General features: G+C 67.6%; 13 protein-coding genes. 9 read left to right on the forward strand and 4 right to left on the reverse strand.

Annotation, left to right across the window (positions count from 1 at the left end):
- The first annotated feature begins 124 nt into the window (after positions 1–124).
- The 3 genes from ACY466_RS05710 (at position 125) to ACY466_RS05720 (ending at position 4416) form a co-directional block, all read left to right on the forward strand.
- A complete protein-coding gene (locus tag ACY466_RS05710; RefSeq protein WP_463250557.1) occupies positions 125–1450 on the forward strand; it encodes a UDP-glucose dehydrogenase family protein in 1326 nt (441 codons plus the stop codon).
- 136 nt (positions 1451–1586) lie between these two features.
- Positions 1587–3386 carry a DUF4012 domain-containing protein gene (locus ACY466_RS05715; RefSeq protein WP_463250559.1) on the forward strand — a complete coding sequence of 600 codons (1800 nt, stop codon included), beginning with the start codon at positions 1587–1589 and terminating at the stop codon, positions 3384–3386.
- A 115-nt stretch (positions 3387–3501) separates the two neighbouring features.
- Positions 3502–4416 (forward strand): siderophore-interacting protein, encoded by a 915-nt coding sequence (locus ACY466_RS05720; protein WP_463250561.1) that lies wholly within the window; start codon positions 3502–3504, stop codon positions 4414–4416.
- Here the strand turns inward: ACY466_RS05720 and ACY466_RS05725 are convergent.
- Positions 4374–5843, reverse strand: a complete 1470-nt coding sequence (locus ACY466_RS05725) for an MDR family MFS transporter (protein WP_463250563.1) — start codon at positions 5841–5843, stop codon at positions 4374–4376. The two genes, ACY466_RS05720 and ACY466_RS05725, sit on opposite strands and share 43 nt — an antisense overlap.
- 68 nt (positions 5844–5911) lie before the next feature.
- On the opposite strand from ACY466_RS05725, the gene ACY466_RS05730 reads away from it, so the two are divergent.
- The 3 genes from ACY466_RS05730 to ACY466_RS05740 all read left to right on the forward strand — a co-directional run bounded on the left by ACY466_RS05730 (position 5912) and on the right by ACY466_RS05740 (position 9941).
- The gene (locus ACY466_RS05730) at positions 5912–6796 is read left to right on the forward strand and encodes a phosphoribosylaminoimidazolesuccinocarboxamide synthase (RefSeq protein ID WP_463250564.1); all 885 of its coding nucleotides are present in this window, start codon (positions 5912–5914) and stop codon (positions 6794–6796) included.
- Positions 6793–8955 carry a S9 family peptidase gene (locus tag ACY466_RS05735; protein ID WP_463250567.1) on the forward strand — a complete coding sequence of 721 codons (2163 nt, stop codon included), beginning with the start codon at positions 6793–6795 and terminating at the stop codon, positions 8953–8955. Before ACY466_RS05730 ends, ACY466_RS05735 begins: the two co-directional genes overlap by 4 nt.
- 95 nt (positions 8956–9050) lie before the next feature.
- Positions 9051–9941 (forward strand): alpha/beta hydrolase, encoded by an 891-nt coding sequence (locus ACY466_RS05740; protein ID WP_463250569.1) that lies wholly within the window; start codon positions 9051–9053, stop codon positions 9939–9941.
- A gap of 9 nt (positions 9942–9950) precedes the next feature.
- Here ACY466_RS05740 and ACY466_RS05745 read toward each other — a convergent pair whose 3' ends face one another.
- Together ACY466_RS05745 and ACY466_RS05750 are read right to left on the reverse strand one after the other, a co-directional pair.
- Positions 9951–10640 (reverse strand): response regulator, encoded by a 690-nt coding sequence (locus tag ACY466_RS05745; RefSeq protein ID WP_463250571.1) that lies wholly within the window; start codon positions 10638–10640, stop codon positions 9951–9953.
- Positions 10637–12220 carry a sensor histidine kinase gene (locus ACY466_RS05750; RefSeq protein WP_463250573.1) on the reverse strand — a complete coding sequence of 528 codons (1584 nt, stop codon included), beginning with the start codon at positions 12218–12220 and terminating at the stop codon, positions 10637–10639. Before ACY466_RS05750 ends, ACY466_RS05745 begins: the two co-directional genes overlap by 4 nt.
- A 153-nt stretch (positions 12221–12373) precedes the next feature.
- Here ACY466_RS05750 and ACY466_RS05755 point away from each other — a divergent pair, with 153 nt between their 5' ends.
- The 3 genes from ACY466_RS05755 (at position 12374) to ACY466_RS05765 (ending at position 15203) form a co-directional block, all read left to right on the forward strand.
- Positions 12374–13759 carry a cation:dicarboxylate symporter family transporter gene (locus ACY466_RS05755; RefSeq protein ID WP_463250575.1) on the forward strand — a complete coding sequence of 462 codons (1386 nt, stop codon included), beginning with the start codon at positions 12374–12376 and terminating at the stop codon, positions 13757–13759.
- 115 nt (positions 13760–13874) lie between these two features.
- Positions 13875–14375, forward strand: a complete 501-nt coding sequence (locus ACY466_RS05760) for a glutathione peroxidase (RefSeq protein WP_463250576.1) — start codon at positions 13875–13877, stop codon at positions 14373–14375.
- Positions 14376–14453: 78 nt separating this feature from the next.
- On the forward strand, positions 14454–15203 hold the full coding sequence (locus ACY466_RS05765) for a DUF2334 domain-containing protein (protein WP_463250578.1): 750 nt from the start codon (positions 14454–14456) through the stop codon (positions 15201–15203).
- A gap of 1 nt (position 15204) precedes the next feature.
- Here ACY466_RS05765 and hglS read toward each other — a convergent pair whose 3' ends face one another.
- A complete protein-coding gene (gene hglS, locus ACY466_RS05770) occupies positions 15205–16512 on the reverse strand; it encodes a 2-oxoadipate dioxygenase/decarboxylase (protein ID WP_463250581.1) in 1308 nt (435 codons plus the stop codon).
- Positions 16513–16522: the final 10 nt, after the last annotated feature.

Here is a 16522-nt window from a genome sequence, read left to right on the forward strand (position 1 = left end):
CACCCGATGGGCGTGCGAAGTACCTCGGGTGCGCCTGTGATGCGTCCGTACAGCGTCGGCAGGCACTCTCCGCAGCGAGGTGCTCCGGTGGAGAGGGATCCACTCACCCCTTACGGTTCCACCTATGAGTGAGCGGATCGTCGTCGTCGGAACCGGCTACCTTGGAGCCACACACGCAGCCTGCATGGCCGAACTGGGTCACGACGTCCTCGGCGTGGACGTGGATCCGGGAAAGCTGGCCAAGCTCGAGGCCGGTGAGGTCCCGTTCTGGGAGCCCGGCCTCGAGGAGGTGCTGAAGCGGAACATCGCCGCCGGACGGTTGCGGTTCACCTCGTCCTACGAGGAGGCCGCGTCGTTCGGCGACATCTTCTTCCTCGCCGTGGGGACACCGCAGAAGAAGGGTGAGTACGCCGCGGACGTCCGGTACGTCGACTCCGTGGTGACGTCGCTGGCCCCGCTGATCATCGGTCCTGCGGTGATCTTCGGTAAGTCGACCGTGCCGGTGGGGACCGCCGAGCGGCTCGGCGAGCTGGCGGCCGAACTGTCGCCGGCCGGCACCGACCTCGAGGTGGCGTGGAACCCCGAGTTCCTGCGCGAGGGACATGCGGTCAGCGACACCCTCCACCCCGACCGGTTGGTGCTCGGCGTTCGGCGAGATCGGCCCGGCCGTGCGGAGGCGGTCGCCCGCGAGGTCTACGCGACTCTCCTCGCCGAGGACATTCCCTTCGTCGTGACCGATCTGGCCACGGCCGAATTGGTGAAAACATCTGCCAATGCATTCTTGGCCACCAAGATCTCGTTCATCAACGCCATTTCCGAGGTTTGCGATGCGGCCGGCGCCGATGTGACCGTTCTGGCCGACGCGATCGGGCACGATGCTCGAATCGGGCGACGTTTCCTGAATGCCGGAATCGGATTCGGCGGAGGATGCCTGCCGAAGGACATCAGGGCATTCATGGCGCGCGCCGGTGAACTCGGCGCCGACCAGGCGCTCACCTTCCTGCGGGAGGTCGACAACATCAACATGCGTCGGCGCACCAGCACCGTCGAGCTGGCGAGGGACACCCTCGGCACCCTGCTCGGTGCACGGGTCGCCGTCCTCGGAGCGGCGTTCAAGCCGGACTCCGACGACGTGCGCGACTCACCGGCGCTCAACGTGGCCGGTCAGATGCAACTGCAGGGCGCCAACGTGAACGTCTACGACCCAAAGGCTTTGGACAACTGTCGTGCCCTCTTTCCCACCCTGGGCTACGCCTCCTCGGCGCTCGAGGCGTGCGAGAAAGCCGATGTGGTTCTGGTGCTCACGGAATGGCAGGAGTTCCGCGACCTCGTTCCCGCCGATCTGGACGGGGTGGTCAGAGAAAAGCGCATCATCGACGGTCGCAACTGCCTCGACGCCGAACTGTGGCGTGCGGGTGGGTGGCATTACAAGGGAATCGGACGGCCGTAGTAATTCGGTGATCACCGAGCCGGAGATATTTGCGCGACTCCACCGGCCGTCGGTGATTGCTAAGCTGCGACCGATACAGCCGAGAGTCGTGCGCTCGTAGAAGCCGCGGTCGAATTCGAGGGGCGTTCTCCATCCGATGAGTCATCACAGTCCCTCCACGCATGCGCGCGACCACGCCGATCGACCGCGCCGATTCTCTGCGCGCACCTGGATCCTGCTCGCCCTCGTCCTGGTGCTCGCGCTGCTGGCGTGGCTGGGATATGCCGTCTACACCGCCTACACGGGTCTGGCCGCAGCACGAGACGACGTCGTCGCCGCACGCGCGGCTATCGTCCAGGGCGATTCCGAGACGGCTCGGGCGAGAGTCGACGACGCCATCGCGTCGTCCGGCGACGCGGCGGACGCCACCGGGTCCCCGATCTGGCGTGCGGCGGCGGCAGTTCCGTGGCTCGGCAGTCCGCTGCAGGTGGTCGGACCGCTCAGCGACATCGTCCGCGATGTCACCACCGAGGTCCTCGATCCCGCCGTGGAGGTGGGCTCGGCGCTGAATCCCGGCGAGCTGCGCGCCGACGACGGCACCATCGACCTCGCCTCGCTCCGGGAGTCGGCTCCGGCCCTCGCGCAGATCTCCGGTTCCGCGGCGGCTCTGAACGAGCGGACCGCCGCGCTCGACACCGACACCTACGTCGGGCAGGTCACGGACGCCGCCGAATCCTTCCGCGCGCAGCTCGGGGATCTGTCCAACCTGTTGACCAACACCTCGCTCGCGGCGCAGGTCCTGCCGGAGATGCTCGGCGAGACGACACCGACCAGCTACTTCCTCGCGTTCCAGACGGGGTCCGAGTCGCGCGGGACCGGCGGTCTCATGGGCGGGTTCGCGATCGTCGACGCCGATCGCGGCCGGATCACGCTCGACGAGTTGGCGCGGAACACCGAATTGCAGCCCTCCTACGACCCCATCGATCTCGGCCCGGATTTCGCACGGAACTACGCCCAGTACGACGCGACGTCGAACTGGCAGAACGCGAACGTGAGCCCACACTTCCCCTACACGGGGGAGATCCTGCGCTCGATCTGGCAGCAGGAGTCGGGGCAATCGGTGGACGGCGTTCTGGCGACCGATCCCGTGGCGTTGAGCTACATCCTCGACGTGGTCGGCCCGGTGATCCTCGCCGACGGCGAGCAGATCACCGCGGACAACGTCGTGGACCTGACCCAGTCGCAGGCGTACTTCCGGTTCGAGGACGACAACAACGCACGCAAGGAGTACCTGCAGTCGATCGCCGCCGGCGTGTTCGCCAAGGTGCAGGGTTCCATCAGTTCTCCGGAGCGGCTTCTCGAAGCCATCGGGCGAGGGGTGAGCGAACGCCACACCGCGGTGTGGAGTGCGAACCCCGAGATCCAGGCCGCGCTGTCCGGCACCCCCATCGCCCACGAGGTTCCCGAGGACGCGGCGCCGTACGCCGCGGTGGTCGTGAACAACGGGGCGGGCGGCAAGCTCGACTACTACCTCCGCCGCGACACGGCGTACACCGCGGAGTCGTGCGAGGGTGACACCCGTCGGACGCAGATCACGGCCACCGTCACCAATACCGCGCCCGCGCAGGAGTACCCGCGCTACATCGCCGGCCGGCAGAACGAGTCGACGGCGTACGAGGGACCGCCCGGAACCAATCGCTCCGTGCTCGAGGTGTTCACCACCACGGGATCCGAGTTGGTCGACGCCACTCTGGACGGGCAGAAGACCTTCCTGCTGACGATGACGGAGCGAGGCCGTCCGGTGTTCTACACACCGCTCGTCGTGGAGCCCGGCGAGACACGCACGCTGGTGCTCGATCTCGTCGAACCCACGGCGCCGGGGGAGGCGCGGGTGCCGATCCAGCCGCAGACGCTCGACGCGGAGGCATCGGCCGACGTGCCGAACTGCGCCGACTGAACCGTCGGGGTCGCGTGGTGATCTCGCGGGCCGAGCCCATTGCGTCGATCCATCGGCATGGTTAGGCTTGCCTCAGGCGCCGGGTTCCATTCGACGTCACGACGGGAGGGAGCCGATGTCCACGGCACTCGAGTTCGACACGATCGCCGAGATCGAACCCGGCTTCTACTACGCCACGGTTCAGTCCGTCGTACGCCTCTCTCCCAGCATCGTTCGCGTGATCTTCGGTGGTGAGGACCTCCGCGGATACGTCGGGAAGTCCGCACCCGACGAGTGCGTGACCATCTACTTCCCGGCCGCGATGGACGACGCTCTGCCGCCCATGACCTGCATCAACGGCTCGTGGTGCTACCACGACGCCGCGACGCGTCCCAACTGCCGCAACTACACCGTCCGTGAGCGCGACGCGTCCACCGTGACGGTGGACTTCGTCCTGCACGAGGTGGGCATCGCGTCGGACTGGGCGCAGAACGCGCAGCCCGGCCACCAGGTCGTGTTCTCCCGCCCCCGCTCGTGGTACGCCGTGCCTGCCGGCACCGACTGGCAGCTTCTCGTCGCCGACCAGACCGGACTTCCGGCCGTGGGTCGCGCCCTCGAACAGCTGATGCCCGGACAACGGGCCCACGTGATCCTCGAAGTACTCGACGAGGCCGACGTGCAGGAGTTCGTCTCCGTCGGCGACGTCACCGTGGACTGGCGCATCGGGACGGGGAACGGGCGCACCGCCAGCGTTCTGCTCGACGCCGTCACCTCGTTCGACCGCCCCGACGGAACCGGCTACGTGTGGTTCGCGGGCGAAGCCGCGGTCTCTCGCGGGGTGCGCTCCCACGTGCGCAAGCAGTGGGGCTTCGGCACCGCACAGTGCTCGGTCATCGGGTACTGGCGCGCCAAGGCCGAGGAGTGGCTCGCGAACTACAAGCGCTACGAGAAGATGGCGCTCGCCGGATACGCCCGCGCACTCCGCGAGGGCAAGACCGAGGCGCAGGCTCAGGAAGAGTTCGAAGCGTTGCTCGAGCGCGTCGGTCTGTGACCGTCCTCGACGTCTGATTCACCCGTGTCCACCGTGCCGCCGGGCATGCTGAGCGCGGCCAAAGCCAGCAGAACGGCACCGCCGAGCACCGTGTAGAAGACCAGGTGCAGCGCGTCGGCGAGATCGCTCGGGGCGGGGTCGGCACTCACGTTCGCGTTCACGATGGCGCCGCACACCGCGATGCCCACGGCGCTGCCGATGGAGCGGGCGAACGTGTTGGTCGAGGTGACCACCCCGCGTTCGGACCAGTCGACACTCGACTGAGCTGCGATCAGCGCCGGACTCGCCACGAAGCCCATGCCGGCGCCGATCACCAGGCACGCGAGCGCGACCTGCCAGATCGACGAGTCCACGTTCAGGGTGAGCGTGAGCCCCGCGCCCGCGAGGACCGCCACGCTGCCGATGAGGGCCGTCCGGCGGAACCCGATCCTCAGGTAGACCTTTCCCGACTGCGACGACATCAACGGCCACGACAGCAGCAGCGGAGCCAGCGCGAATCCGCCCACCAGGGCGCCGTATCCCAGCACGCCCTGCGCGAAGGTGGGCACGTACGTGGTGAGCGTCAGCACCACCGTGCCGATGACGGCAGCCACGGCGCTGGTGGCCACCAGGACGCGTCGGGTCAGCACCCAGAGGGGAAGGATCGGCGACTGCGCTCTGCGCTCGACGAGGACGAAGGCGATCGTGCTCAGCACCCCGAGCCCGAACACCACCAGCGACGTCGGGGACGTCCAGGCCCAGGACTGACCGCCTTCCAGCAGTCCGAGGATCAGCGCGCCGGCACCCACCGTCAGCAGCAGGCCCCCGGCGTAATCGATGCGCACGGACGTCTTCGCGGGCGTCTTCTCGTCGAACCTGCGGTACAGGACGATCGCCGCCACCGCGCACAACGGGACGTTGACGAAGAAGATCCACCGCCAGGACAGAAATTCCGAGAACACCCCACCCAGCGTCGGACCGACGATCGCCGACATCGCCCACACGCTCGCGAGGTAGCCCTGGACCTTCGCCCGCTCGCGCACCGTGTAGATGTCGCCCGCGATGGTCTGGACCATCGGCTGCACAGCCCCGGCGCCGATGCCCTGAAGGGCACGGAAGGCGATCAACGACGGCATGCTCCAGGCCAGCCCGCACAGCACCGACCCGAGCGCGAACACGGCGATACCGAACAGCACGAGGCGTTTGCGGCCGAACAGATCCGCGAGCTTGCCGTAGATCGGCACCGTCACGGCCTGGGCCAGGAGGTAGACGGAGAACAACCACGGGAACCGCGAGAAGCCGCCCAGATCGTCGACGATGGTGAGCACCGAGGTGGCGATGATCGTCGAGTCGAGTGCGACGAGGGAGTTGCTGAGCATCAGCGCCGCGAGGATGGGGCCCCGCTGGGATCGGAACCCCACACTGACCGGTTGGGGTGCTGTCACCACCGATCCTTTCGTCTGCGTACGACTACAGACTGTCAGACGCCTCCGACGCCGGACTAGGGTGGAGCGTCGTGCGCCCCTCACTGTCTGACTACCCGCATCTGGCGGCCGGCAAGGTCCGCGACCTCCATCGCATCGACGACGATCATCTGCTCCTCGTGGCCAGTGATCGCATCTCTGCGTACGACTTCGTGTTGGACACGCCCATCCCGGACAAGGGCCGGGTGCTGACCGCTATGAGCGTGTTCTTCTTCGACCGCCTCGGCGTCGACGATCACCTCGCCGGACCGGCCGACGACCCACGGATTCCGCAGGAGGTGCTCGGCCGCGCGCTGGTGGTGCGACGCCTCGAGATGCTGCCTGTCGAGTGCGTGGCGCGTGGTTATCTGACCGGCTCGGGGTTGATCGACTACCGCGAGACCGGATCGGTCTGCGGGGTGAGCCTGCCGAGCGGGCTGACCGAATCCAGCAGACTTCCGGAGCCGATCTTCACGCCCGCCAGCAAGGCAGAACTCGGCGATCACGACGAGAACATCGACTTCGACGCCGTCGTCGGCGCGGTCGGCGCGGACCTCGCGCAGCGGTTGCGGACCGCGACGCTCGAGATCTACACCAGGGCCGCGGAGTTCGCGGCCGAGCGCGGCATCATCCTGGCGGACACCAAGCTCGAGTTCGGTCTCGACGCGCAGGGGGGACTGGTGCTCGCCGACGAGGTGCTCACTCCCGACTCGTCGCGGTACTGGCCCACCGACGGCTACACCGAGGGGCGTACGCAGCCCAGCTTCGACAAGCAGTTCGTCCGCGATTGGCTCACCGGCGAATCGGGGTGGGATCGCCACGGTGATTCCCCGCCGCCCCCGCTGCCCGAGTCGGTGGTCGCACGAACGCGGGATCGCTACATCGAGGCGTACGAACGCATCTCCGGACTTTCCTTCGACGATTGGATCTCCTCGTGACCGAACGCGACACCGTGACCGAGAACCATCCCGACCTCGCGCCTCCGGTGGCCAAGCGGGTACCGCACGAGCGCACGCACCACGGTGACACCTTCGTCGACCACTACGAGTGGCTGCGGGACAAGACCGATCCGGAGGTCATCGCGTACCTCGAGGCGGAGAACGAGTACACCGATCGGCTGACCGAGCATCTGAAGCCGTTGCAGGAGCAGATCTTCCGCGAGATCAAGTCGCGTACCAAGGAAACCGATCTCTCGGTCCCCACCCGTCGCGGCGAGTGGTGGTACTACGGCCGAACCGTCGAGGGGAAGAGCTACGGCATCCAGTGCCGCTGCCCGGTCGCGTCGAAGGACGACTGGACGCCTCCGGATCTCGAGGTCGGCGCCGACATCGCGGACGAGCAGATCGTGCTCGACGCCAACGAATTGGCCACCGGACACGAGTTCTTCTCCATCGGCGCTTTCGCCCTCAGCGACGACGGCCATCTGCTGGCCTATTCGGTGGACACGGCCGGTGACGAGCGATACACGTTGCGCATCAAGGACCTTCGCACCGGCGAGTTGTTCGCCGACGAGATCGAGGGCACCGCACCCGGTGCCACCTGGTCCGCCGATCAGCAGTTCCTCTTCTATCAGACCGTCGACGATTCGTGGCGCCCGGACAAGGTGTGGCGTCACCGCGTGGGGACCCGGGCGGACGAGGACGTAGTCGTCTTCCACGAGCCCGACGAGGCGTTCTGGGTGAGCTTCGGATCCACTCGCAGCGAGAAGTACCTCATGATCTGGGTCGGTTCGAAGGTGACCACCGAGGGATGGTTCCTGAGCGCGGACGACCCGACGGGTGAGTTCCGCGTGATTCTTCCTCGCCGCGACGGAGTCGAGTACAACGCCGAACATGCCGTCGTCGCCGGGCGAGATCGATTCCTCGTCATGCACAACGACGTGGTGGACGGTGTGAAGTCCGAGAACTTCGTTCTCGCCGAGGCGCCGGTCGACGACCCCAGCGACATGACGATCCTGGTCGGACACCGCGAGGACGTGCGCCTCGAGGACGTGGACGCGTTCGCCGACCACCTCGTGCTGTCCTACCGGCGCGGGGCGATCCCACGAATGGCGCTGTGGCCGTTGACCGACGAAGGTTACGGCGAGCCGAAGGAGCTCGAGTTCGACGAGGACCTGTTCTCGGTGGGACTCGCGTCGAATCCGGAGTGGGACGCACCGCTGCTGCGGTTCGGCTACACCTCGTTCATCACTCCGTCGCAGATCTACGATCTGGACCTCGCCACCGGTGAGCGAATCCTGCGGAAGTCGCAGCCCGTGCTGGGTGACTTCGATCCCTCGCGATACACGCAGTCGAGGGAGTGGGCGACGGCGGAGGACGGCACCGAGATCCCGTTGTCGGTGATCGCGCGCGCGGACGTCGAGGGCCCCGCCCCGACCATCCTGTACGGCTACGGGTCCTACGAGGCGAGCATGGACCCGAGCTTCTCGGTGGCGCGGTTGTCGTTGCTCGATCGCGGCATCGTCTTCGTCATCGCTCACGTGCGCGGCGGGGGCGAGATGGGGCGTCTCTGGTACGACAACGGCAAGACGCTCACCAAGAAGAACACCTTCACCGATTACATCGCGGCCGCTCGCCACCTGATCGATCGTGGTCACACGACGCCCGCGAATCTGGTGGCCGACGGCGGCAGTGCCGGTGGACTCCTGATGGGTGCCGTCGCCAACCTCGCCCCGGAACTGTTCTCGGGCATCATGGCCAACGTCCCGTTCGTGGACCCGCTGACGTCGATCCTGGACCCGTCCCTTCCACTCACCGTGATCGAGTGGGACGAGTGGGGTAACCCGTTGGAGGACAAGGCCGTCTACGACTACATGAAGTCGTACAGCCCGTACGAGAACGTCGCCGAGCAGCCGTATCCGGCGATCCTGGCGATCACGTCGATCAACGACACCCGCGTGCTCTACGTGGAACCGGCGAAGTGGGTCGCGGCTCTGCGCCCGGTGAACACCGGTACCGAACCGATCCTGCTCAAGACGGAGATGAACGCCGGCCACGGCGGGGTGAGCGGGCGCTACGAGAAGTGGCGTGAAGTCGCCTTCGAGCACGCGTGGGTCATCGACCGGTCCGGTGCCGAGTGGGGTGTGACCGACGACTGACTTTCGTTCCGGGTCTGGACGGCTCCTCCGTGTGGTGCGAGGATCGTCCGGATCCGAACGTGAGGCCGGGTCGAAACGAAACCGGGGGGGTCGAAGTGGATCGGGACGACGTCGAGTTCGTATCGGGGGATTCGTACTGCGCGGCATGGGTGTACCGGCCGGACGGCGCCGGTCCGCCGCCGATCGTCGTCATGGCCCACGGCCTCGGGGGCGTTCGAGAGATGAGACTCGATGCCTACGCGGAGCGGTTCGCCGCGGCCGGTTACGCGTGCCTCGTCTTCGACTATCGGCACTTCGGCGCCAGTGGGGGACAGCCTCGGCAATTGCTCGACATCGGCCGACAACTCGAGGACTGGGCGGCGGCCATCGCCTTCGCCCGCACGCTGGCGGGCGTCGACACCGGTCGGATCGTGTTGTGGGGCTCGTCCTTCGGCGGAGGCCACGCGCTGGTCGCCGCCGCCCGTGACGCGCGCGTGGCTGCGGTGATCGCGCAGTGCCCCTTCACCGACGGCCTCGCCTCGGCGGCGGTCACTCCCCTTCGGACCACGGCGACCATCGCCCCGCTCGCCGTGCGCGACGTGATTGCGGCCGTTCGAGGGCGGGAGCCGGTACTGGTGCCGCTGGCCGCAGAGCATCGAGGGACAGCGCTGATGGCGAGCGACGACGCGCTGGAGGGTTTTCGGGCGCTGCAACCGCCGGGGAGCGACTTCCGCAACGAGGTCGCGGCTCGTTTCGCGCTGAACATCCTGCGCTATTTCCCGGGGCGCATCGCCCGCACGATCACGTGTCCGGTGTTCTTCGCGGTCTGTGACCCCGACACCGTCGCGCCGGCGAAAGCCACACTGCGCCACGCACGCCGGCTGTCCGATGCCGAGGTGATGCGGTATCCGTACGGGCATTTCGCGATCTACGTGGGGGAGGCCTTCGAGACCGTCGTGGCGGACCAGATCGAATTCCTCCGGCGCCGGGTGCCGCTGCAGGCGTGACCGGTTCGGTCAGCGCCAGCGGTACCGCACCTGCGGTCGCCCGGCCCGCCCGTACTCGGTGTGACGCTCGACGAGTCCGTCGTCGGCGAGCCGTTCGAGGTAGCGCCACGCTGTGACCCGGGAGACGCCCACCGCCTTGGCGGCCTCGGAGGCGCCGAGGCCCTCCGGTTCGGCACGAACGCTGTTCGAGATCTCGGTCAACGTTTGCGGGGCAATGCCTTTGGGGGAAGCGGCACGCTCGTCCGCGGTGCGGAGCGACGCCATGGCGCGGTCGATGTCGCGCTGACTGACCGCGGATTCGCCATCCCGGAGCGCGCTGCGGAACTCCTGATACCGCTCCAGCTTGTCCCGGAACGCGGCGAAGGTGAACGGCTTGAGCAGATAGAGCACCACCCCGTGGGCCACGGCGGACCGGACCACGGCCAGGTCGCGCTCCGAGGTGATCGCGATGACGTCGGGCCCCGGTCGAAGGCCACCCAGAGCCGCGGCGACGTCGATCCCACTGGCGTCGGGCAGGCCGATGTCCAACAGCACCAGGTCGAACGGGGTGCCGTCCGCGATCGCTTTCGATGCCGACCGCATCGCGGAACTGCCCGAGTGCGCGACCCCACCGAGGACGAACCCCGGCACCCGGCCGACGTAGTTCCCGTGGGCCTCGGCGATGAGGGGCTCGTCCTCGACGATCAGGACGCGAATCATGCCGGGGCCGGCGGGGTTCGATCGGAATCGTGCGAGTCGACGGGGACGGTTGCCGTCACGACCGACCCGTACGTGTTCTCCGACTCCAACCGCCCGTGATGGCGGGCGACGACCTGGGAAACGAGGGCCAGGCCGAGTCCGCGCGATCCCGATTTCGTGGAGTAACCACGCGTGCGCGCCGTGGCCAGTGCGTCCGGATCCATACCGGGGCCGCTGTCCGCCACCTGAACCACCAGATCGGAGCCCTGCTCCCGCACGGTCACCTCCACCCATGGTTGGTCCGACTCCTTGGCGGCGTCGATCGCATTGTCTATCAAATTTCCGGCGAGGGTCACCAATTCGTGGCGATCGAACGTGGTCTCGGACAGCGCGGTGTCGTCGGTGACGGTGAGTTCCACACCCTGCTCGGCGGCCTGGCTGACCTTGCCCAGCAGCAGGGCGGCGACAGCGGGTTCCTGCACCGTGCCCATCAGTCGGTCGATGAGATGCTGAGACAGCGCGAGCTCCTTCGTCGCGAACTCCACCGCCTGCTCGGTCCGGCCCAGCTCCACCATCGTGATCACGGTGTGCAATCGGTTCGCGCTCTCGTGCGCCTGCGACCGCAGTGACTCCGCGAAGCTCGTCATCGAATCGAGTTCTCCCAGAACGCGTTGCAGCTCGGTGTGGTCGCGGATCGTGGTGACCGTTCCGAGGCGGCGGTGTCCTCGCAGCACCGGGTTCTGATTGACCACGAGAACGCGTGAATCCGTCAGATGCATCTCGTCCCGGACGCCGTCGTCGCCGAGGTTGCGTAGGGACACGGGGAGATCGTCTCGCGTCACCGGTCCTGTGGGCAGATCGAGCAGCCGACGAGCCTCGTCGTTCACCAGATCGGCCTCCGGCTCATCCGTCCACACCACCAGTCCCTCACCGATGGAATGCAATACGGCATCGTTCTGGTCGTACATCGACCGTAGTTCGCCGGGTGCGAGGCCCAGCGTCTGCCGATTGAGTCGGCGGTTCAGTGCGGTCGAGGCCGCGACGGCCAGCAGCAGCGCGGCGGCGATGATGGACACGATCGCCGGCAGCCCCGAGACGAACTGGTCCGAGATCTTCTGGCGCGTGACGCCCGCGGACACGAGCCCGACGACGCGGCCGTCGTCCTCGATCGGGGTGACCGAGCGGATCGACGGCCCGAGCGAACCGACGAAACTCTCCGTGAACGTGCCGCCCTCCAGGGCCGGTTCGATGTTCCCGGTGAACGATCCGCCGATCAGCTCGGTCCTGGTGTGCGTGTAGCGGGTGCGGTCCGGGGCCATCACCACGATGAAGTCGACCCCGGTCTCCGCGCGAATTCGCTCGGTCACCGGTTGCAGGACGGCGGTCGGGTCGGCGTTCTCGACGGCGTCTCGCGTGGAGGGTGCGGTGGCCAACGCGACCGCGATCGCCACGACCTCGCGCCGTGTCGCGTCGTCGCTGTCCTGCCGCTCGTCGTAGAGGGCAGCCGCACCACCGAGCGCGACGAGCAGGACGACGACGCCCAGCTGCCACAGGAAGAGCTGCCTCGCGACACTGCGATTGCGTCGGGTCCTGGCGGTCACGGTGGGCCTCTCGGGGTCGGGCGGTGTTCGCCCGAAACGGCTGAACACGTGAACGAAATGCACTCAAGGGTGACTCGGCTCACGGTCTGGACCACCATTCACAACAGCCCAGCGTGAGCCACCTCACGCGCTTGATCCTAAGGACGAACACTTATGACAACCAGCATCGACGCGGGAACCGACAACACGACCCCACCGCCCAAGAAGAAGCGCGACAAGACCCACTGGCTCTACAGCGCCGTGATCGTCGCCGTGATCGGTGGCGTCGTCCTCGGTCTGGTCTCTCCGGAGGTCGCATCGGAGTTCGGCGTTCTCGGCACGATGTTCGTGTCCCTGATCAAGATGATGATCAGCCCGGTCATCTTCTGCACCATCGTGCTCGGCATCGGGTCCGTCAAGGCGGCGGCGAGCGTCGGTCGAGTCGGTGGCCTCGCGCTCGGCTACTTCATCGCGATGTCGACGGCGGCGCTGGCCATCGGACTGGTGGTCGGCAACCTGATCCAGCCGGGGTCGGGCCTGAACATCCAGGGCGATCCGGACGCCGGCGCCGAGCTGGCCGGTCAAGCCGCGGAGAGCGGCGGCACACTCGAGTTCTTCCAGAACATCATCCCGACCTCGCTGCTGTCCTCGCTGACCGAGGGAAGCGTGCTGCAGACCCTGTTCGTCGCACTGCTGGTGGGCTTCGGCATCCAGGCCATGGGCGCTCAGGGCGAAGGCATCCTGCGTGGCATCGGGTCCATCCAGAAGCTGGTCTTCCGCATCCTGGCCGGCATCCTGTGGCTCGCCCCGATCGGTGCCTTCGGCGCCATCGCGAAGGTGGTCGGTGACACGGGCTTCGACGCCGTCATCCAGCTCGGCACCCTGATGATCGCCTTCTACCTGACCTGCACGATCTTCGTCTTCGGCATCCTCGGCACCATCCTGCGGATCGTCTCGGGTGTCTCGATCTTCAAGCTCTGCAAGTACCTCGGCCGCGAGTACCTGCTGATCGTCGCCACGTCGTCCTCCGAGTCGGCCCTGCCGCGCCTCATCGCCAAGATGGAGCACGTCGGAGTCCAGCGCACCACGGTCGGTGTGGTCGTCCCCACCGGCTACTCGTTCAACCTCGACGGCACCGCGATCTACCTGACGATGGCCTCGATCTTCATCGCCGACGCCATGGGACAGCCGCTCGAATTCGGTGAGCAGCTCTCACTCCTGCTGTTCATGATCATCGCCTCCAAGGGTGCGGCCGGTGTCTCCGGTGCGGGCCTGGCCACGCTGGCCGGCGGGCTCTCGAGCCACCGCCCCGAACTGCTCGACGGCATCGGCCTGATCGTCGGTATCGACCGGTTCATGTCCGAAGCCCGCGCCGTCACCAACTTCTCGGGTAACGCGGTCGCCACCATGCTGGTGGGTACCTGGACCAAGACCATCGACAACGACCGCGTCAAGGACGTACTCGGCGGCAAGCTTCCGTTCGACGAGACCACCATGGTCGATGACGGTCACGGTCCGGCGCAGGATCCGGCGGACAAGCCGGAGCTCGTCAAGAACTGACATCGGCACCCGAAATCCGGTGCAGAATTCTTCGCCACGCGAGGGATTCTGCACCGGATTTCTGCGTCGTGACCGCGTGATGCGCAGCCGGGTTACCGATCGGTACTGTGTCCGCATGACTGAACTGCAGAACATCGGCATCAACACCCTGGGTGGGGCGCCGACGTCTCTCGAGGAATACCGCGGCCGCGCCGTGCTGATGGTGAACGTCGCGTCGAAGTGCGGTCTGACGCCGCAGTACACCGCGCTGGAGAAGCTCGCGAAGGAGTACTCGGATCGCGGACTGTCCGTGGTCGGAGTGCCGTGCAACCAGTTCGGCGGCCAGGAGCCGGGCACGGCCGAGGAGATCGAGACGTTCTGCTCGACCTCGTACGGAGTCACGTTCCAGCTGCTCGAAAAAGTCGACGTGAACGGCGAGAACCGTCACCCGCTGTACGCCGAGCTCACGCAGACCCCCGACGCCGACGGCGAGGCCGGCGACGTGCAGTGGAACTTCGAGAAGTTCCTCATCTCGCCGCACGGTGAGGTGGTGAACCGGTTCCGCCCCCGTACCGAGCCCGACGCCCCCGAGGTCCTCGCGGCCATCGACAAGGTGCTGCCGGTCCCCTCCCTCTGAGTCCGTACGGCGATCGTTGGGCCGGCGTTCACTCTCGCTGTGACCGGTGTACATGTCCGTGTGCCACCGTCTTTGTTCATGAGCAGTGGTGGAGCCCAGCTGATCGTCTCCGTGTCCGGCATTCGTGACGAGACCCGCGAACACGCGGCCGCGTTCGCTGCCGACATGGACGAGCGCGGCGTGCGCGTCTCGCTTCTCGTGGCCCCGCGGTTGAAGGACAAGTACCGGTTGACCAGGGACGACGAGACGCAGGAGTGGTTGCGCGAGCGCCGTCGGCACGGAGATTCCATCGTGCTGCACGGCTACGATCAGGCCGCGACCAAGCGCCGCCGCGCCGAGTTCGCGATGCTGCCGGCACACGAAGCGCGGTTGCGCCTCACCGCCGCGGATCGGGTGATGGAAGAGATCGGTCTGCGAACCCGCGTGTTCGCACCGCCGCGGTGGGTGGCGTCGCCGGGTGCGGTCGCCGCACTGCCGTCGGTGGGGTTCCGCACGTTCGCCGGCCTCGGCGCGGTGCACGACCTCGAGCGCGGAACGCGGGTGCGCTCGCGGGTCTACGGAATCGGTGAAGGGTTCGGCACCGGGTCGGCCGGCTACGTCTGGGAGCCGGGAACCTCGGAGCCGTGGTGGTGCAAAGCGCTCGTCATGGGTGCCGGACGGGTCGCGCGGCGCGGCGGAGTGGTGCGCCTCTCCGTCGGTGCCAAGCAGCTCGGCCGCCCCGGACCTCGCACGGCCATGCTCGACGCCATCGATCTGGCTCGTTTCCACGGCGCGGAATCGGCTGTTTACGAATGGGTCCCGGGTACACGTTCGCGCACCGTCGCCTGACTCACCGCTCCGCGGCCGCCCAGGATCGTTCCACCGCGGCGTCGTAGAGGTCGTAGGGATCGGCGATCGGGCGCCCGATGGCCTCGGCCAGCGCGTGCCTCGACCACGGTGTGCCCTCGACCTCCGCGCTCACCGCACCGTCCCCGTCGAGGTTGGAGCGAAAGATTCCCGCGGCCGACGCCGGCAGGAAGTCCTCGTAGACCACCGGGGTGATTCTTACCCACCCCTGCTCGATCCGCTCCGCGCGGGTCGGCGGCCGCGGTCCGAGGCCGTCCGCGGCCGCGACCGTGTAGTACCCCAGACCCGACGCGGCGAGTGCGGTCTCGGTGGTGGGGAAGTGGTTGTCCCACAACGCGTCCGGATTCGGCGCGGCCATCGCGGTGTCGTACCGTTCACGACCCGCACGGGTGAGGGCCACCCCGCGCGCCTCCACTTCGCCGAACCTCACGCGCACCTCGTCCGAGAACACGCGGCCGTCCGCTTCCCGGAAGAGTCGGGGTTCGGCCAGCGCACGAAACGAGGTCTGCCGCAGCAGAACATCGCGTCCGGGACGGCTCGGCGGTCCCTGGATGCGGTCGATCATCTCGATGCCGCGGGCGGTCATGCGCCGATACAGCTCGTCGATGTCGAGCACCCGCGGTGTCAGGTGATTGATGTGGGTGGACGCCACGCCACCGATGTCGGCGGCCACCGGGGACACGGCGGAGAGCTCGGCGTACCACCCGCGGTCCACCGGATTCCGGTCCAGTTCGAACGCGGCCGTGGCGAGTCGGATCAGCGTGTCGGCGTCGTCGTCCTCGGCACCACCCTCGCCGCCGACGCGGTCGGCCAGGTCCAGTAGCTGGGGGGAGAACAGCGTCCGAGTCGCGAGTGCGCGGTCGAGGCGTCGATGGAGATCCCGGTCGAAGAACCGGCGGTCGTCGGTGACGAGCATCGAGGTGAACACACGGAAGGGGTTGCGCGCCAACTGCTCCGGATCGGTGGGTCGAAACGCGGTCGAGACCACGGGGATCGGGGTCGCGGCCTCGCGCAGATCGTAGAAGCCGACAGGATGCATGCCGAACGCCGCGAACAGGCGCGTGACGTCCCGGAGCTCGGTCGCGGATCCGACGCGGATGGCCCCGTGCCGCTCGGCGGTCACGCGCTCGATCGATCCCCACCGCTCCGCGCCGGCTCCGTCTCGCGTCAGGACGTCGCGATTGACCGCCGCTGCGACCTCGACGAGGGTCCGGTACGCCGGAACCTCGTCGCCGTACATACGGGACAGCGCCGCCGCGAAGCGTGCGCGCAGAGCGGTCGCCGTCACCATGAGGGAACGG

Source organism: Rhodococcus sp. K11/5 (genome assembly GCF_055193735.1).